The sequence below is a fragment of the Hyphomonas sp. genome (genome assembly GCF_018402285.1).
Lineage (GTDB): Bacteria > Pseudomonadota > Alphaproteobacteria > Caulobacterales > Hyphomonadaceae > Hyphomonas.
Genome location: NZ_JAGYJH010000006.1, coordinates 505,244 through 523,419 on the forward strand (window position 1 = coordinate 505,244; position 18,176 = coordinate 523,419).

The window sequence follows — 18,176 nt, forward strand, 5'->3', positions numbered from 1 at the left end:
GATGGGGCAGAGGAAAGCGAGAGGGAGCCCGCATTTGACCGACACTGCCAGACCGCGCGCCGCTGTTATCCTTGCTGCCGGCAAGGGAACCCGGATGAAGTCGCCCCTGCCCAAGGTGATGCACGCCGTGGGCGGGCGCCCGATGATGGACTGGTCGATTGCGCTGGCCCGGGAAGCTCGCGCCGAGCGGATCGTTGCGGTTGTGCATCCTTCGCAGGACGTGCTGATCGGACACCTCAGACAACACCATCCCGATATTGCGATTGCCTTCCAGGACCCGCCGCAGGGAACAGGGCATGCCGTGCGCTGCGCGCAAGGCGCGCTTGCCGACTTCGAGGGCGACCTGGCTGTGCTCTATGGCGACAGCCCCCTGGTCCCGGCAGAGACAATCGAAGACCTTTTCGGGACACTTTCGGCCAACACCGGCCTCGGCGTGCTCGGCTTTGACGCCGAAGAGCCCGGCCTCTATGGCCGTTTGATCACCGCAGAAGACGGCAGTCTCGAGGCCATCGTCGAGGCGCGCGAGGCCAGCCCCGATCAGCTCAGGGTGCGCCTGTGCAACTCAGGGGTCATGGCAGGGCGCGCGGGCGACATGTTCCGCCTCCTCGCAAAGGTCACCAACGCCAATGCCAAAGGCGAATACTACCTGACCGACCTTGTGGGCCTCGCCCGCGCCGAAGGCATACGCTGCGCCGTGGCGGTCTCGGGCGAGGACGACCTCATCGGCTGCGATTCCAAGGCAGACCTCGCCGAGGCCGAAGGCATTTTCCAGCAAAAGCGCCGCCGCGCGCTGATGGATGCGGGCGTCACCCTGGTGGCCCCTGAAACCGTGTTCCTTTCCCATGATACCGAGATCGGCGCCGACGCCGTGATCGAGCCCAATGTCGTGTTCGGCTCCGGCGTGAAGGTGGCGGGCGGGGCGCAGATCCGCGCGTTCAGCCATCTGGAAGGCGCCATTGTCGGCGAGGGCTGCAGCGTCGGGCCCTATGCCCGCCTGCGGCCGGGCACGGTGCTGGCGGCCAACGTTCACATCGGCAATTTCGTCGAGACCAAGAACACGGCCATGGGCGAAGGCGCCAAGGCCAATCACCTTGCCTATCTCGGCGACGGCACCATCGGCGCGGGCGCCAATATCGGCGCGGGCACGATCTTCTGCAATTATGACGGCTTCCTCAAACATCAGACCGATGTGGGCGAAGGCGCGTTTGTCGGCTCGAACTCTGCCCTGGTCGCGCCGGTGAGAATCGGCGAAGGCGCCTATGTCGGCTCCGGCAGCGTGATCACCAAGGATGTTCCCGATGACGCCCTGGCGGTGGGGCGCGGCCAGCAGATCACCCGCGAGGGCTGGGCCAAGAATTACCGGGCAAAGAAAGCCGCCGAAAAGGCCGCCCGCACTGCAGGCAAGGACAAGAAGGGCTGAGGGCCGGACATGGCGAGCGAAAACGAAAAGCAGAATGCGGCCGCCGCCGCGATGGACTTTGTCGAAGAGGGCATGACGATTGGCCTCGGCACAGGCTCGACGGCGAAATTCTTCGTCGAGATGCTGGCCGACGAGATCGCCGATGGCCTCATCGTGCGGTGCATCGAGACGAGCAACCAGACCCGCGAGCTGGCGCGCAGCCTCGGCGTGCCACTGATCCCGTTCGAGCAGGTGGACCGCATCCACCTCACCGTGGACGGCGCCGATGAGGTCGGCCCTGGCGGCGTGCTGATCAAGGGCGGCGGGGCGGCGCTGCTGCGCGAGAAGATCATCGCCAACGCGTCAGATCATATGGTCGTGATCGCGGATAGTTCGAAAGAAGTGCCCCATCTGGGCGCATTTCCGTTGCCGGTGGAAGTCACCCCGTTCGGTTACACGATCACGGCCAAGAAGGTGCATGACGCCCTCGTTGCCTCCGGCGTTGAGCGCCCGCGGATCGAGCTGCGCAAGGCGCCCGGCAGCGTCGACATGCTGGTGACCGATGGCGGCAATTACATCCTCGACTGCCATTGCGGGCGTATTCCTGACCCCGCCAAGACAGGCGCCTATCTCTCCGGCGTGCCGGGCGTTGTAGAGCATGGCCTGTTCATCGGCATCGCCCGCACGGTGATCATCGGCGAGGAAAATGGCGCACACATCATTGAATACTGAGGCGGGGCCCTCACATCTGCTGGCGAAAACACGCTGACCTTCAAGGACCTTCCCATGACCGACACCGCCTACGACTATGACCTGTTCGTGATTGGCGGCGGCTCGGGAGGCGTGCGCGCGGGCCGGATTGCAGCGCAGGCAGGCGCCCGGGTCGGCCTGGCCGAAGAATACCGGATGGGTGGCACCTGCGTCGTGCGCGGCTGCGTTCCGAAGAAGTTCATGGTGTATTCCAGCACCTATGGCAAACATATCAAGCTCTCTGCCGGGTACGGATGGTCTGTGGGCGAAGTATCCTACGACCACAGCGATTTCATGGTGGCGCTGCATGCCGAGGTCGAGCGCCTTTCGGCTATCTATGACCGCAACCTCAAGAATGCGGGCGTTGATGTGTTCGATGATCGCGCCGAATTCGTGGACGCACATACGCTGCGCCTGAAAAAATCCGGCAAGACGGTCACGGCCGCGAAAATCCTGATCGCGACCGGCGGCCGCCCCTGGATGCCGTCTGCCGATGAGCTGCCCGGTATCGAACACGCCATCGACTCCAACGGCGTTTTTGAAATGGACACGCTGCCGGGGCGCATGCTGATCGCAGGCGGGGGCTATATCGCAGTCGAGTTTGCCCACATCTTTGCCGGGCTCGGCGCCGAGGTCACCCTCGTCTATCGCGGCGAGACGGTGCTGCGCGGTTTTGACGATGAAATCCGGCTCGCCGTGCATGAGGGGCTTAAGGAAGCAGGCGTGCGCGTTGTCACAAAATGCACCTTCAAATCCATCGAGAAGACCGCAGACGGCCTCAAGGTCACCCTGAGTAGCGGCAACGAGATCGAGACCGACGTCGTGCTGATGGCGGTCGGGCGCCGGGCGAATACGGACGATCTTGGCTGTGAAGAGGCGGGCGTGAGACTGGCAGAGCAGGGCGAGGTGATCGTCGATGAATGGTCGCGCACCAATATCGAGAACATCTGGGCTGTGGGCGATGTCACAGGCCGCGTGGCGCTGACCCCGGTGGCAATCCGCGAGGGCCATGCCTTTGCCGACACAGAGTTTGGTGGCAAGCCCTGGAAGATGGATCACAGCAACATTCCGACCGCTGTGTTCACCCAGCCGGAAGTCGGCACAGTCGGCATCTCCGAAGCCGAGGCCCGCAAGACCTTCGGCGAGATCGACATCTACAAGACGAAGTTCCGCCCGATGAAAAACATGCTCAACGGCGACCAGACACGTACCTTCATGAAGATCGTGGTGCGCGCGTCCGACCAGCGCGTGCTGGGCGTGCACGTCGTGGGCGAAGACGCCGCCGAGATGATCCAGACCGCTGCGATTGCCGTGAAGATGGGCGCGACCAAGCAGGATTTCGACGAGACCTGCGCGCTGCACCCGTCTGCAGCTGAGGAACTCGTCACGATGCGGACGAAATGGGTGCCTGAAGGGGGCTAGTGCCCCTTCTTCCCCTCGTTCAGTGCCCGGATCTCCAGAGCAACCTGCTTAAGGCTTTCGCGGATGGCCTTGAGCCCCCCGCCGCGCCCGGCATGGGTGACGAGCTGGCGCCAGGCAGGCTGGTCTTCCTGCGGGGCCCTGACCGCAAAATGGGCCGAGCGGGGCAGGGCGGCGGTCAGAAGCGCCTTTGACAGGGCAAAGCCTGCCACGCCATCAAACACGCCATTGCGCGCATCGGCCTCGAAGGTCGACTGTTCGTTGCGGTTGACCGCATTGAACAGGATGCAGAGCTCCGGGCGCTTGCTCTCCTCCACCTGGTTCTGGATCACCTGATTGAGCAGGCGCACCCCGCGCAGGGAATAGATATCCGCATGCATCGGGGCGATCACCCGGTCGGCCGCTTCCAGCGCGCAGCGGGTGAGGAAGGTGGCGTTGGGATTGGTGTCGAACACGATGAGGTCATACTCGCTGCGATAATGTTCCACGCAGCGCAGGAAATGCTGTTTCACGGCGGCCAGCGCGTCCGGGTCGCCTGAGAAGGCGTATTTGGAAATCTCGAACTGCCCGGAGATGATGTCGAGCCGGCCCGGCGGGCCCTCAACGCCGAGGATGGAATGGACAAACTGGTCCCGCGGCGCCGGCGTGAAAGGCTGGGTGGTGAGGCTCAGCCAGTTCTCGGCCGGAGACGCCGCGTCGCGCGCGTGGAGGCGCGAGCGCTCGAACAGCGATATGACCGACCGGTCCTGCGCGGAGGAGGCGTCGGCCGCCTCCATCGAATAGAAGGTCTGGGTGAGGTTGTATTGCGGGTCGAGGTCGATCAGCAGGACGCGCCCGCCAAAGGCTTCCTGCCACGCGCCGAACACTTGCGCGCTGACGGTGGTCTTGCCGACCCCGCCCTTGAGGTTCATCACCGCGATGACCGGGCACTTCTTCCGGTAGGCGTCCTGCGCTTCTGCGACGAGCTGCGCCAGCCCGTCCGGGAGGGAGGATGAGAGGCGCAAGTGCGGCTGGACTTCCTGCTTGAAGAAGCCGTTGAGGCGCGCCTTGTCGACCTGGTAGGGGATGAGCTTGAGACCAAGCGCCTTGGCCGCTTCGACATCCTGGCGCACCCATTTGGAACGCACGGCAGCGGCCGAAACCAGCATGATAACGGCAAACGCCTTGTCGATGGCGGCGTCAGCCTCCTCGCGGGAGGTGTCCTCTCCGGGGTAGTATACCGTTACGGACGCAGCCCGCAGCGCTTCATGCAATGCGAGCAGGGCGTCCGGGTCTTTGCCCGAATGGCTTATGTATATGTGCGACATGTGGCCCCGCGCCTCATGGATATTCTGTCTGGATGGGCCTTTTAACGGGCCAATCCGCGATTCCGCCATCTTCTTGCAGTGAAATTATGGTGAAACTTGAGCAAGGGGCGCTCATATGTTTTATGCGGCAAAACTTCTAGTGAGACCCGAGCAATGACCTGGCATCCTTCCGACTGGCGTAACCTGCCTGCCAAGCACATCCCGCAGGATTATCCTGACGCGGCCGCCCTGGCAGCTGTTGAAACCCGCCTGAGAAGCTTTCCGCCGCTGGTTTTTGCCGGCGAGGCACGCCGCCTGAAGGCGCGGCTGGCCGATGTGGCCGCGGGCAAGGCGTTCCTGCTGCAGGGCGGGGACTGCGCCGAGAGCTTCAAGGAGTTTCACCCGGACAATATCCGGGACACGTTCCGCGTGATCCTGCAGATGGCCGTTGTGCTGACCTTTGCAGCGGCCAAGCCGGTCGTGAAGGTGGGCCGCATAGCCGGGCAGTTCGGCAAGCCCCGCTCCGAGCCGACCGAGACGATCAATGGCGTGACGCTGCCCTCCTATCGGGGCGACAATATCAACGGGATGGAATTCACCCCTGAGTCCCGTATTCCGGACCCTGAGCGTCTGATCCAGGCCTATTCGCAATCGGCCGCGACGCTCAACCTCCTGCGCGCCTTCAGCCAGGGCGGCTATGCGAGCCTTGCCAACGTGCATCGCTGGATGCTCGGCTTCGTGGACCGCTCGCCGCAGGGCGAACGCTATCAGAAGCTGGCCGACCAGATCTCTGCCTCGCTGCGTTTCATGGAGGCCGTTGGTCTCAACGCCGAGAGTGTTCCGCAGATGTCTCAGGTGGAGTTCTACACCAGCCATGAGGCGCTGCTTCTGGGTTATGAGGAAGCGATGACCCGCATCGATTCCACGAGCGGCGACTGGTATGACACCTCCGCCCACATGCTGTGGATCGGCCACCGCACGCGCCAGATCGATCATGCCCATGTCAATTTCTGCAAAGGCGTCAAAAATCCCATCGGCATCAAATGCGGCCCCGGCCTTGAGACCGACGAGCTGCTGCGGATGATTGATACGCTGAACCCGGCTGACGAGCCTGGCCGCATCACGCTGATTTCGCGCTTCGGCTCGGACGGCGTGGCCAAAGGCCTGCCCCCGCTTGCCCGCGCAGTGAAGAAATCCGGCCGCACGGTGGTCTGGTCCTGCGACCCGATGCACGGCAACACGCTGAAAACCGGCACTGGTTTCAAGACGCGGCCTGTAGACCGTGTGCTGTCTGAAGTGCGCCAGTTCATCGATGTTCTGTCGGCGGAAGGCTGCTATCCGGGCGGGGTCCATTTCGAGATGACCGGCCAGAATGTCACCGAGTGCATCGGCGGCGCGCAGGCGATCTCGGAAGAAGACCTCTCCAGCCGCTACCACACCCATTGCGACCCGCGTCTCAATGGCGAACAGGCGCTGGAGCTCGCCTTCCTCGTGGCAGAAAAACTCCAGGCCGCAGAAGCCGGCGCGGACGCGGCTCGTAAGGCGAGCTGAGCCCGGCTTGTTCTAAGCGGAAGAGAGCCTCTTAGAGGCCGTAGGTTTCCATGAGTTTCAGGGCGAACGCCTTTGCGCGTTCGTCCTTGGAGGCCTTGGCGGCGTCGTCATCGCGCATCGTTTTCTGGGCGTTGAAGAGGATCATCGCTGTTTCTTCGTCCGCATTCGGAAAAACCGAAAGCCTGCCCCGGTCGCGGCGGTAAATCGCCGTGACGGTTCCGGTTGGTTCGCCGATAAGGCTGAAACCGCCCATTTCTCCGGCCAGCTTGATTTGCTCGGCGCGCTCGCCGGCAAGATTGGCGGCGCTGTCCCAGGTCTGCACGCCGGCGCTGAAAATCTGGGCGCCGCCGGCGTCTGTCCAGAGACAGCGTGTTTCGGTTGAGGTGGTTTCGAGCGTGCCTGTGGCAGTGATGCCCAGGGCGGCGAGTTCTTCTGCGGGCAGCCAGTTACAGGGATTTTCATTCACCAGGGCGGCCCATTTGTCCCAGTCGAAATTACCGGCAGGCGCGGTAACGGGCGCTGCGGCCTCGCCGGGTTCGGCGGCCGCCGGGGCCGCCCCGGGTGTGGCGGGCGCCTCCACTGGCGTGGCAGGTTCGCTGCCGCCACAGGCGGCCACAGAGAGGAGGGCGAGGAGGGGCAGGATTTTCAGCGCCTTCATGGGATCACTCCGTCAGATAGCCCTTCTTGCCGGGCAGGATGAGAATATCAACGCGCCGGTTTTCTGCGCGGCCTTCCTCGGTGGCATTGTCTGCCACCGGACGGCTCGCGCCATAACCCTTTATGGTCACGTCTGCGGGAACCGGCGATATCTTGGCCGACAGGTTTGCCCAGACAGATTTTGCCCGGTTCTCCGAAAGCGTCTGATTGGACGCGGCCGAGCCGGTTGAATCGGTATGACCCTCGACCGTCACGCGGATGTCGGCGCCATAGTTTTCCAGCTGGGCGGAAAGGTCGCTGAGGGCAGCTTCCGCTTCCGGCCTGATCTCGAACTTGCCCACATCAAACAATAGCGCGCTGTCGAGCGAAAGACGGATCTCAGCGCCGACGGCGGCGATGGCGTCAATGTCGGCCCCGGAGTGATTGCCGCCGCAGGCCGCGCTGGCATTTGTCAGCCGGACGAACGGAAACTTGTCGCCCTTCTGGACGAACGGGCCGATATCGACGTCCGAACGGGCGCCTTCGATCTCGCCCACTTCGATCCAGTTTTCTCCATCTGAGGATATGGCGAGCTCGGTTTTCTCGATCACCGGCCCGATCTCGAAGATATAGAGGTCCACCCCGTCCACATCGACAAGGATATTGTCCGTAAACTGCGTGACGAGAGCGCCGTTACAGCCAAGGGAGATGAAGTCTGCGCTGTAGGTGTTGCGGTAGTCGGGTTCGCCCAACGCAGTCTCCGGGAAGTCAAACGGCGGCTTGGAGGGCCGCTCGCCCGGCGTGAAGCTCACGACCCGGTCGGCAAAGGAAAGGGCGCCGAGCGGCAGGCAGATTTCCCGCTTGCCGCTGCCATAGACACGGCCGGGGCAGTCATCGCTTTCGCGGCCCTTGCCCGGGGCGTCCCGGTCGATTTTTGGCGGGGGCGCTTCAAGTGTCTTGGGCAAGAGAAGGCGGATGTCTTCTTCAGTGATGCCCGCCCCGCCGCTGCCCTTGATCAGGGCCTTGAGCTCGGCATTGGTGGCGGTGAAGCGTCCGTCGGATTGCTCTTTCAGCAGTGCGTCGAGTTCCTCCTTCGTCATCGTGAAGGACCCGCCCATGCTCTCGACCAGATGATGCAGCGTCGGGCCCGTCAGTTCCAGGACCGGGCCCATCCGGGCGAGCTCCAGCGCCTTCTGGGCGCCGGGCGTTGCGGCCACCAGCCCGTCCTGCGCCGCGCGCAGGGCGCCGGTCCCGCTGCCGGTGTCGTCCTCGGCAGCGGCCTCCTCGGCGAGCGCCATCTGGTCGGCCAGCGGGCTGAGGTCGAGGGTGGGGTAGGCGTCCTGCAGCTGGCTGAATTCCCCCGCCGTCGCGCCCACCTGTCCATCACTGGTGAAATTCCACAGCGCGACACGGCCATCGCCGCGCGCCTCGACCCAATAGACCGTGCCATCCAGATCCGTGACGGGGATAGCGGTTTCCGGCAGGCCTTCCGGGCGGACAAATCCGTCATCGGCCGCAGCGGCGGCTTGCGGCGCGCCGCCTTCATCAGACGTCATGGGTGGCTCAGGTGCTTCCGGACTGGCCGGGGCAGGGCCGCTACCCCCACAGGCTACAAGCAGAACGAGGCCGGCGCTGGCCAGCAGGGTCTTCATAGTCGCCATCAGTTCGTCCTCTGATAACTGGCCTTGATGGTCTGGTAGAACATCTCGCCCTCGGTGGCGCGCCACATCGGGTTATTGTTGTGCTCGGCTTCGCATCGGCCAAGCTCGTCGAGCACGCCGACCATCTCCTGATTGAACTCAGCCCATTTGGCGTCATAGGCTTCCTTTGTGCCCTGGAAGCTTTTCTGGATGTCGGCCTTCTGCTGGGCCCAGGACATTTCGACAAACTGGTGGGGCTTGGGCACCGTGTCGCCCATCGTGATCGCCGTACTGACGAAATCAGCCGTGCTCATATAGATGATCCGCAGGCGCTCATAATTTAACAGAAGCTCGTCCAGCTCCCGGAACGGCTCGCGATAGCATGCTTCGCAGGCGTCATAATTGTCCCAGGCTGCGCTCATTTCCTCGTCAAATTCGTTTTCGACAGCCGGCGGACGGCAGGTCAGCGGCATGGGCGGGAGATTGGACGGGTCAGGCTCCATCTCCCGGTCAGACTCCACCAGCATCCGCAGCCGCTCGATCTCCGCCCGGTTGGCAGAAGCCTGCCGGTTGAGATCGTTGATCCGCCCTTCGGCCTGCGCCAGGCGATCGGCATATCCCTCATCCACCGGAGCAGGGCCGGGGTCTGCGGGAGCGGTCTCGTCCCCTGCGCCCGGCTCGTCCTTGGGCGCATTGCCGGGCTCAAAATCTTCCGGTTTCAGCTCGATCGGGCGGCCCGAGCCGGTTGTCGTCTCGCCCGTGAACGGATTTGGCGGGCCATCCTCTTTCGGCTTGTCCCCGTCCTTGCCCGCCGTCGCATCCTTGTCCTTGTCGCGTGCTGTTTCCGGCGGCGGCTTGTCGACATCGAACGGGTTGGGCGGCTCAGCTGGCTTACCTGCAGTCACATCCTTGTCGCTCTCGCGCGGGCCATCCACCGGCGGCGGGTCTTCGACTTCAAACGGATTGGGCACGCCGCCGGGCGGGGGCAGCTCCTCGCCCTGCGCATAGGCCGGGGCGGGCGCCTGCACCGCGACCATCGTCAGCCCCCCGATCAAAACCAGGGCGGCCGCTCCGCTCTTGTTGCGGCGGACCAGCATCACGGCAAGGAACAGCGCGATCACCCCAAGCAATCCCGCGATTACATAGAAGATGGGAGACGTCCCCCCGCGCGCACCGCCTGGGCGTTCGCCGCCGGCTTTCCCGGCCGCCGCAGCGATTTCCGGATTGGAGTAGACGCGCGCCATGCTCGGCGGCGCAGGCGCTCCCTGCCAGAAAACAAGCGTGGCGCGGGCGGGCGCCCCGCCCGGTGAGGCCAGCTGCACGCCGACATCGCCATGGGCGCGGCCTTCAAACACGAAATTGCCGCTGCTGCCGGTGGAGCCCGACTGAACCGCCTTGCCCCAGTTCTGACGATGCAGGGTCACCTCCAGCGGACGCGCCTGGCTGGCCGCGATCACGTGCACGGAGAAGGGGGCGGAAACGTTTGTGCCGCGCACATAATACCGGACGGGCGTTTCCCCGACAGTGACCTCGGCGGCAGCAAACCGCCCCTCCTTGCCCGGACGGTCGCCATAGTCGAGCTTCACGGCCTTGATCTCGTCGCCAGGCGGGGTTCCGGGCTCGGCAAAGGCGAGCGCCGCAAAGAAGAGCGTGGCCAGGAAGGCCACCAACACACGTCCGTGCAGCATCGGTCACATCCCCTTGTCGAGCCGGAGGAGTCTCAATTTGCGCTGAAATTGTCGCAGGCCGCTGCGTTGATCAACCCCAAAAGAAGAAGGCCATGGCTAACAGCCAGGTAACACTGCGCGCCTTGTGTTGTGTTTGCTCGGTATTGCGCCCTGGGAGCGGGGCAGCCTTCAGCCGGGCTTGCAGACAACCCTGACGCAAAAATTTCATTACCCGGATATCTTGCTCTCAATCGGCCTTTCAGGCATCAGGCCCGGCTGCTCAGAAATCAGGCATACGCCTGGAAAAGATCCAAGGGAGGGCAGTCATGACGGCGACGTCGCGCCTGCCCGCCTGGGCAAGGCCAAGGGATATCGCGGACCTGATCCGCCTGTCGGTGCCCATCGCCGTCAGCCGCATGGCCATGATGCTCATGGGCCTGACCGATGCCATCGTGCTCGGCCAGTATGCGCCGGGGGAGCTGGCATACGTGCTGTCGGCCTGGTTGCCGATGAGCATCTCGCTTGGCTTTGGAGTCGGCATCCTTCTGGGTATCCAGGTGCTGACTTCTGAAATGCTCGGAACGGGCAGGGAAGCCGGCTCGGGGCGGATTTTCCGGCGCGGTCTCTGGTGGGCCGTCCTGATGGGCGCAGTATTCACTGCGGCGCTCCTGCCGTTTGCCGATCCGTTTTTCCATTGGGTGTTTGTCACGATAGCGCCGGTCAGCGAGACCCCGTCGTCCGTTTCGCCAGAGATCGTCGCCAGCTCGACTGCGTCGGTCACGCGCATCCTGGCTCTCGGCCTTGCCGGGCACATGATCTCCCAGGCCTGCTCCTACTATCTGGAGGCGCTGCGCCGGCCGCTGCTTGTCACCATCGTCATGTATACCGGCGTGGTCATAAACCTCTTCGCAAACCTCGCCCTTGTTGCGGGCTGGTGGGGCTTTCCGCAGATGGGCGCCGAAGGCGTGGCCTGGGCCACCACCGGCACGCGCTGGCTCATCGCAGCTATCCTGCTGATCTTCGTGGCGGCGCTCACGCCCGCCTTCCGCCGCTCTCCGCCGGCGGCAAAGGAAGAACCGCGCCGCCAGCTCGCCGTTGGCGTGGGCACGGCCATTTCCAATATTGCCGAATATGGCGGCTTCAACATTACCTTCATCATCGCCACCTGGGTCTCCATCGCGGCCAACGCCGTCTATGGCTATTCGGTTCAGATCATCGGCGTGTGCTTCATGTTCTATCTGGGCATCGCCACGGCGACATCCGTGCGCGTGGCCGAAGCGATCGGGCGGGGCAGCCAGGAAGAAGTCCGCAATGCCGGGCGCCTGGGCGTGGCGGCAACTTTCGTGATGGGGGTCATCCTCGGGGTACTGCTGGTGATCTTCGCCGGGCCGGTCTCGCGCCTGCTGGTTCGGGAGGACGCTGTCATTGGCGGTATCGCCATTGCGCCCGCCATTGCGGGCCTCCTGTGGCTGGCGGCGGCGGTGACCGTGTTTGATGGCCTTCAGGCGACCGCCTCCTTTGCCCTGCGGGCGCAAGGTATGGTCTGGCTGCCCAGCGCCATCCATATCAGCTCGTTTTTCCTGGTAATGATCCCGGTCTGCTACTGGCTGGCCATTTCGCTTGGCCGCGGAGCCGCGGGTGTTCTCGAAGGCGCGTTCATCGCCGTCTTCTTTGCCGGGATGGCACAGCTTGTCCTGCTGGAATGGAAAACGGCGCGCCCCGATATGGTGCGCGCCGCCTGATCCGGAACAGTCCCCGCAAGGACCAGAACCTTAGATGTCCTTCAGTGCCGAAGCCGGCTTGAACGCCATCGAGGTTTTCTCGGGAATCTTGATGGTCTCTTTGGTTGCCGGATTGCGGCCTTCGCGCGCATTCCGGGTTTTGGCCGAGAAAGTGCCAAAGCCGGCGATTGCAACCTGCTGGCGTGACTTCACTGCCGCAGCGACGGTGTCAAAGAGTGCGTCGACGGCTTTGCCAGCGTCGCTTTGCGACAGGCCGGAAGCTGATGCCACCGCTTTGGTCAGTTCACCCTTGTTCATAGGGGTTCTCCTCTAGGTTAAATGACGTTTACACGCCATTGCCCCGACTTACCCACGATTCGTTACCCGTGAATATGCCGGACGCCCTATAAACACGGGCTAAACCCCGAGAATCCAGCCCTCTTCTTCGGCCACGTGCTGGTTTTGTTCAGGGGAAAGTGATTTGGCTGTGGAAAAAGCCGCGCCAAGTGTGCCTTTTTCGTCCAGATCGGCGTAGTGGCGGGCTATCTGGCGAACCTGGGCCTCGTCGGCAACTTCGCCCTTTTCCGGTTTTGCCTTCACGAGGGCGGGGTAGATCTCTGCCATCACGACGTCGATACCCTCCAGAGACCCGGCGGTAAGGGGCTCGGTGCCAAGCTCGAATGGCCAGATTCTGGAGGTCGGCCAGGCCTGTCGCAGGGCATGCACATGCGGGATGCCGGTCAGCGTCTGACTGCCTACAGAGCCTGTGTAGGCAAGCTGCCAGACAGACTTTGGCTGGCCTGTCTTTTTCTCTTTAAGATAGTTTTCGCAGGCTCGGAATTCGGCCAGCGCCGCGCCGGCATAGTCCGGGCGGGTGGCCGAAAGCGTCGAAACCACATCCCGCGCGGGCGCGCCCCAGAAGGGGAAAGCGCCTTTGGAGATCGCATAGTTGAGACCGGCCGCGATGGCGTAGCGGGCATTGGAATTGTCCGGCTTGTCCTTCAGCTTGGTCGCCAGGTGGGCATAGGTGGCCGCCCACGGTGCCTGTTTCGATATATCCAGGCCAAGTGCGGCGGCCGTGCCCGCCGGGAAGCCGAGCGAGAAGTCAAATCCGATCAGGATCTTGTCGCCCCGCTTGGTCAGCTTGGTGACCATGTCTTCGATGAAAGCCCGTGCCTTCAGGCGCGTGTCGATATTCACGCCGCGATATTGCAGCTTGAGGCGCGCATCCTTGGCCAGGACCCCGATCCAGATCGAATTGGCGCCGAGCGACGGCTTGGCCGCCGCGCTCCAGTCCACCATGATATAGGCGTCAAACAGGGCAGCCATGGTCAGCCTAGCTTGACCAGCATCTTGCCGGTGTTGGCACCGGTGAAGAGGCCGAGGAAAGCGTCAGGCGCCTTCTCGATACCGTTCATGACTGTTTCCTCGTATTTCATTTGGCCGCTCGCGATCCATTTCGCCATGTCGGCGTGGAAGGCGGGCGTCATATCTGCATGTGTGGAAACGATAAAGCCCTGAAGTTTGAGCTGTTTGCCAACGGCCTGGATAATGTTGTGCGGGCCTTCCGGTTTGCCGGTCGCGTTGTACTGGGCGATCATTCCGCAGAGGGCAAAGCGCGCCATCGGCCGCGCCGCTTCGATGGCAGCCGAGAGGTGGTCGCCGCCGACATTGTCGAAATAGACATCGATGCCCTTGGGTGCAGCGACCTTCAGCGCCGCCACCAGGCCGTCAAAGCCGTTTGCCTGCTTGTAGTCGATTACATGATCGGCCCCGAGGGATTTGACGAAGTCGCACTTCTCCTTGCCCCCCGCCGTACCGATGACGGTGCAGCCCTTTATCTTGGCGATCTGGACGACCGTTGAGCCGACCGCGCCGGCGGCGCCCGAGACGAACACCGTGTCGCCCTCCTTGAGCTCACCCACCCGCAGGAGGCCGGCATAGGCTGTCAGGCCGGGCATGCCGGCGACGCCCAGATAGGCACTCTCCGGCAGGCCGGTATTGGGCAGCTTCTGCACCATCGCGGCGTGCGGCGGGGCCACCCAGGCCGTGCGCCAGCCAAGCATGGAGGAGACAAGGTCGCCTGCCTTGAAGTCGGGATGTGCCGACGCGGTGACCCGCCCCACCGCGCCGCCCTGCAGCGTCTCGCCGATCTGAAAGGGGGGCACATAGCTCTCCCGGTCATACATCCGCCCGCGCATGTAGGGGTCCACCGACATCCATGTGTTGACGACCTGGATCTCGCCATCCTTCGGATCGGCCACGTCAACGGAGCGGCTGGCAAAGTCGGAGAGCTTGGGCATGCCGACGGGACGTGCGGCGAGGCTCCAGTCAGTTGAGGTCAGTTTGGACATGGGCGTTCCTTCCTGGGAGTGTCTTGTGGGGCCCGGAATGGCCGGGATTGTCCCCGATCTGTCCGGTCTTGTCTCTCCCAGATGACCCGGCAGGCACCGGATGTGAAGGGGGTGACCCGAAGAAACCGCTGAACCTGCGCCTGTCCCGGCCTGAAGCCAGCACTTGCAGACGCCGCCCGGCACATGTCATGTCCCCCAAGAAAAAAGGGATCAGGGCAGGAATGACAAGGCTCAAGGTAGGCGTCGCGGGCGCCGGTGTTTTCGGCAATTACCACGCTCAGAAGGCCGCAGCATCGGCGCGCGCCGACCTTGTCGGCATCTTCGATGTGGACCTCGATCGCGCCCGGCATCTCGCCGGCACCTTCGGTGCCAGGGGTTATTGCGATTATCCCGAATTCCTCGGCCTCTGCGACGCGGTGGTCATCGCTGTCCCCGCCGTATGGCACGAGCGGCTCGCCCGCCAGGCCATCGAAGCGCACTGCCACGTACTGGTCGAAAAGCCCCTGGCGCTTACAGGTATTGCGGCACGGGATCTTGCCGATGAGGCCGCTGCCCGCGGTCGCATCCTGCAGGTTGGCCATCAGGAGCGCTTCGTCGCCATGGCGATGGGCGTGCTGGCGATCGAGGAAACCCCGCTGCTGATCGAGTCGGTACGCTCCGGCCCGCCTGCGCCCGGTGGCCGGGCAGGGGACGTGTCGGTGATCTGGGATCTCATGATCCATGATCTTGATCTTGCCGCCATGATGCTGGGCCGGGAGTTCACCCATGTCGAGGCCACCGGCCGCAAAGTGCATTCAGCCCATATCGATGAGGCCGAAGCCGTGTTCCACTATGCTGGCGGCGGGCAGGCGAAACTGCGCGCCAGCCGCGCGGCCGATCTGCGCGAACGCACCATGCGGGTCGTCTATCCCTCGGGCGAGATCGACATCGACTTCCTGACGCGGCGCCTGAAGAACACGACGCCCTATGAAGTGCGCGTGGACATAGCTGCCGACCTGCCCGACCCGCTCGGCGCGGCGGATGAAGGTTTCTACGCGGCGTGCCTTGGCCTGGCGCGCAGCCCCGTGCCCGCCCATGGCGCGGTGGCAGCCGTCGCAATGGCCGAAGCGGCCGAGGCGAAGGCCCTCGCCGGTATCGCCGCGCTCTAGGCGCGCCTCCGGCTTTTTTGCTTTTTTCCGCATCGGCGCAACCATCTGGATGGAGCGCGTCGTGCTAGCTGCCACCAGCAGCAGTCCCGCAGTGCCAAACACGGCCACGCCGCCCATGTCGCGATGCCGTTCAGCATACGGATGACATCGGGCTGGATCACGAAGTCGTGGTATGCCGCAAACGCGGCGCCCGCAGCGCCGGGCCCGAGCAGAATTCGCCAGAGGATCTCAACGCCGACCAGCGGCGCATGATACTCGTCTTCAAGGCGGGCCACAGGAGGCAGGGCGCCGGGAAGATAATCAGCCTGGCGATCAGATCAGTGCGTGACCAGGTCCCGGTAGACGATCCTTTGCCCGGTGCGTGTTTCTTCCGGCGCCACGAGCTTCACGATCTCCCTGGCCACATCTTCCGGTGTCGGCAGGGTCATCGGGTCTTCGCCCGGCATTGCTTCGGCGCGCATCCCGGTGCGCACGGCGCCCGGATCGAAAAGGTTGGCACGCAGCGCCATTTTCTCGCTCTCGTCTGCCCACGCTTTGACAAGCGCCTCCAGGCCCGCCTTGGACGCCTGATAGGGCCCCCAGAACGCGCGCGGGCGGGGCACCACGCCGGAGGTGATGAAGACGGCCCGCGGGCTTTCCGAGCGATGCAGGCAGGGGCCGAGCGCGCGGATGAGATGCGCGTTGGCCGTCAGGTTTACCTGAATGGTTTCCTCAAAGCTGCGGGGACCGCAGGTCTCCAGAGGTCCAAGCGTGCCGAGCAGCGCCGCATTGGCGACAAATCCGTCAAGCGCGCCGAACTTGTCCGCGATGACCTTGCCGAGCGTTTCGATGCCCTTGGTGTCCTTGAGGTCCATCGGAACGAGGACCGCTTCGGAGCCAAGCGCCCGGATTTCATTGTCGAGCTTCTCAAGCGCCGCTTTGGATCGGGCAATGGCCAGGACAATGCTGCCCTGACGGGCGAGCTCGAGGCTGATCGCACGGCCAATGCCGCGCGAGGCGCCGGTGACGAGGACTAATCTGGGTTTATCGGTCATACGGGGAGTGTTACGGCGAACATCAGACATCGTCCAGCAGGGACAATTGCCGCTCTTTGTCGGCCTGGTCGCGCTGGTGATCCAGGAGTTGAGTTGGATAGTCTCCGGTGAAGCAATGGTCTGCGAACTGCGGCTGCATCCCGTTGCGGACCGGCTCGCCAATCGCCTTGTAGAGGCCGGGCACCGAGAGGAAGCCAAGGCTTTCAACTTTCAGCTCACGGACCATTTCTTCATGGGTATGGATCGCGGCGAAGAGTTCGGACTTTGCAGCCATGTCGATGCCGTAGAAATCCGGGTTCACGATCGGCGGGCTGGCCGAGCGGAAGTGGATTTCGCGGGCACCGGCCTCTCGTACCATCTGCACGATCTTCTTGGACGTGTTCCCGCGCACGATGGAATCGTCCACCAGGATGACGCGTTTGCCCTCAAGCACGGCGCGGTTGGGGCTGTGCTTCTTGGAGATAGCCGTCTGACGCCCGGTCTGGGTCGGCTGGATGAAAGTACGGCCGACATAATGGTTCCGGATAATGCCCATCTGGAAGGGGATGCCGGAGGCTTCGGAAAAGCCGAGGGCGGCGGGCACACCGGAGTCCGGCACCGGCACGATCACGTCGGCATCGGCATGCGTTTCCAGCGCAAGCTGGTTGCCCATCCGGCGACGGACCTCATAGACCGAGCGGCCCTGGATAAAGCTGTCGGGGCGGGCGAAGTAGACATATTCGAAAATGCACGGGCTTGGCGGGCGCGGCGGGAAGGCGCGGATAGATTCGATGCCTTCCTCGCTGATCACGACGACTTCGCCATTCTCGATCTCTCGGACAAACTCTGCGCCGATGATGTCGAGCGCGCAGGTTTCGGAGGCCAGCACATAGGATTTGCCATGCCGGCCGAGGATCAGCGGGCGCAGGCCAATGGGATCCCGTGCCCCGATGAGTTTCTTGCCGGTAATGCCGACGAGGGCGTAGCCGCCTTCGATCTGGTGCATCGCGTCGACAAGACGTTCGACGAATTTCTTCTTCGGGCTGCGGGCGACGAGATGCAGGATGACTTCGGTGTCCATCGTGGACTGGAAGATCGCGCCATTGCGGACGAGTTCCTGGCGCAGGATGCGGGCATTCGTCAGGTTGCCGTTATGCGCCACGGCGAACCCGCCGGTATCTAGGTCTGCAAAGATCGGCTGGATGTTGCGGGCCATCGGGCGGCCCTGCGTGGAGTATCGGTTGTGGCCGATGGCGGCGTGGCCGGGAAGGCGCTGGCGAAGGTCTCCGCCGAAGCTTTCGCCGACGAGGCCCATATGGCGCTCGGAAGAAAACCGCTTGCCGTCATAGCTGACGATGCCGGCCGCTTCCTGTCCGCGGTGCTGGAGGGCGTGAAGCCCCAGGGCTGTGAGCAGACTTGCTTCAAGGCTGCCAAAGACTCCGAAAACGCCGCATTCTTCGCGGGGTTTATCGTCATCATGATCGAAAAAGACCATCGGACGTTCCGGCTTTGCTGGTGGGGGCCTATGCCTAGGCGGGGATATAGGCCGGTTCGTCTGCGGGCGAAAGCCCGTCAGTGACATTCCTGTCATC

15 protein-coding genes are annotated in these 18,176 nt (G+C 63.6%); 6 read left to right on the top strand and 9 right to left on the bottom strand.

Going from position 1 to position 18,176, the window contains the following annotated elements:
* Positions 1–34: 34 nt before the first annotated feature.
* From glmU to gor, 3 genes are read left to right on the top strand one after another with little or no spacing between them, the layout of a single operon-like run.
* Positions 35–1,420 (top strand): bifunctional UDP-N-acetylglucosamine diphosphorylase/glucosamine-1-phosphate N-acetyltransferase GlmU, encoded by a 1,386-nt coding sequence (gene glmU / locus KG722_RS14235; RefSeq protein ID WP_213272651.1) that lies wholly within the window; start codon positions 35–37, stop codon positions 1,418–1,420.
* A 9-nt stretch (positions 1,421–1,429) separates the two neighbouring features.
* The gene (gene rpiA / locus KG722_RS14240) at positions 1,430–2,131 is read left to right on the top strand and encodes a ribose-5-phosphate isomerase RpiA (protein WP_213272653.1); all 702 of its coding nucleotides are present in this window, start codon (positions 1,430–1,432) and stop codon (positions 2,129–2,131) included.
* Positions 2,132–2,185: 54 nt separating this feature from the next.
* On the top strand, positions 2,186–3,571 hold the full coding sequence (gene gor, locus KG722_RS14245) for a glutathione-disulfide reductase (protein WP_213272654.1): 1,386 nt from the start codon (positions 2,186–2,188) through the stop codon (positions 3,569–3,571).
* On the opposite strand, the gene KG722_RS14250 is transcribed toward gor, so the two are convergent.
* Entirely contained in the window at positions 3,568–4,875 is a 1,308-nt protein-coding gene (locus KG722_RS14250) for an AAA family ATPase (RefSeq protein ID WP_213272655.1), read from the bottom strand. The two genes, gor and KG722_RS14250, sit on opposite strands and share 4 nt — an antisense overlap.
* A 153-nt stretch (positions 4,876–5,028) precedes the next feature.
* On the opposite strand from KG722_RS14250, the gene KG722_RS14255 reads away from it, so the two are divergent.
* Positions 5,029–6,405 (top strand): class II 3-deoxy-7-phosphoheptulonate synthase, encoded by a 1,377-nt coding sequence (locus tag KG722_RS14255; protein WP_213272657.1) that lies wholly within the window; start codon positions 5,029–5,031, stop codon positions 6,403–6,405.
* Between the two features lie 31 nt (positions 6,406–6,436).
* Here the strand turns inward: KG722_RS14255 and KG722_RS14260 are convergent, their stop codons facing one another.
* From KG722_RS14260 to KG722_RS14270, 3 genes are read right to left on the bottom strand one after another with little or no spacing between them, the layout of a single operon-like run.
* On the bottom strand, positions 6,437–7,063 hold the full coding sequence (locus KG722_RS14260; protein WP_213272659.1) for a DUF3558 family protein: 627 nt from the start codon (positions 7,061–7,063) through the stop codon (positions 6,437–6,439).
* A 4-nt stretch (positions 7,064–7,067) separates the two neighbouring features.
* The gene (locus KG722_RS14265; protein WP_213272661.1) at positions 7,068–8,702 is read right to left on the bottom strand and encodes an OmpA family protein; all 1,635 of its coding nucleotides are present in this window, start codon (positions 8,700–8,702) and stop codon (positions 7,068–7,070) included.
* Entirely contained in the window at positions 8,702–10,369 is a 1,668-nt protein-coding gene (locus KG722_RS14270; RefSeq protein ID WP_213272663.1) for a hypothetical protein, read from the bottom strand. Before KG722_RS14270 ends, KG722_RS14265 begins: the two co-directional genes overlap by 1 nt.
* 305 nt (positions 10,370–10,674) lie before the next feature.
* On the opposite strand from KG722_RS14270, the gene KG722_RS14275 reads away from it, so the two are divergent.
* Positions 10,675–12,090 (top strand): MATE family efflux transporter, encoded by a 1,416-nt coding sequence (locus KG722_RS14275; RefSeq protein ID WP_213272664.1) that lies wholly within the window; start codon positions 10,675–10,677, stop codon positions 12,088–12,090.
* Between the two features lie 30 nt (positions 12,091–12,120).
* On the opposite strand, the gene KG722_RS14280 is transcribed toward KG722_RS14275, so the two are convergent.
* The 3 genes from KG722_RS14280 to KG722_RS14290 all read right to left on the bottom strand — a co-directional run bounded on the left by KG722_RS14280 (position 12,121) and on the right by KG722_RS14290 (position 14,423).
* The gene (locus tag KG722_RS14280) at positions 12,121–12,387 is read right to left on the bottom strand and encodes an HU family DNA-binding protein (RefSeq protein WP_213272666.1); all 267 of its coding nucleotides are present in this window, start codon (positions 12,385–12,387) and stop codon (positions 12,121–12,123) included.
* 99 nt (positions 12,388–12,486) lie between these two features.
* Positions 12,487–13,398: a hypothetical protein gene (locus KG722_RS14285; RefSeq protein WP_213272668.1), complete on the bottom strand. Its 912-nt coding sequence runs from the start codon at positions 13,396–13,398 to the stop codon at positions 12,487–12,489.
* A gap of 2 nt (positions 13,399–13,400) precedes the next feature.
* The gene (locus tag KG722_RS14290) at positions 13,401–14,423 is read right to left on the bottom strand and encodes an NADP-dependent oxidoreductase (protein ID WP_213272670.1); all 1,023 of its coding nucleotides are present in this window, start codon (positions 14,421–14,423) and stop codon (positions 13,401–13,403) included.
* A 221-nt stretch (positions 14,424–14,644) separates the two neighbouring features.
* Here KG722_RS14290 and KG722_RS14295 point away from each other — a divergent pair, with 221 nt between their 5' ends.
* Positions 14,645–15,571, top strand: a complete 927-nt coding sequence (locus KG722_RS14295) for a Gfo/Idh/MocA family oxidoreductase (protein ID WP_213272672.1) — start codon at positions 14,645–14,647, stop codon at positions 15,569–15,571.
* Positions 15,572–15,888: 317 nt separating this feature from the next.
* On the opposite strand, the gene KG722_RS14300 is transcribed toward KG722_RS14295, so the two are convergent.
* Positions 15,889–16,605 (bottom strand): SDR family NAD(P)-dependent oxidoreductase, encoded by a 717-nt coding sequence (locus tag KG722_RS14300; RefSeq protein ID WP_213272674.1) that lies wholly within the window; start codon positions 16,603–16,605, stop codon positions 15,889–15,891.
* A 22-nt stretch (positions 16,606–16,627) separates the two neighbouring features.
* The gene (gene purF / locus KG722_RS14305) at positions 16,628–18,079 is read right to left on the bottom strand and encodes an amidophosphoribosyltransferase (RefSeq protein ID WP_213272676.1); all 1,452 of its coding nucleotides are present in this window, start codon (positions 18,077–18,079) and stop codon (positions 16,628–16,630) included.
* Between the last annotated feature and the right edge of the window lie 97 nt (positions 18,080–18,176).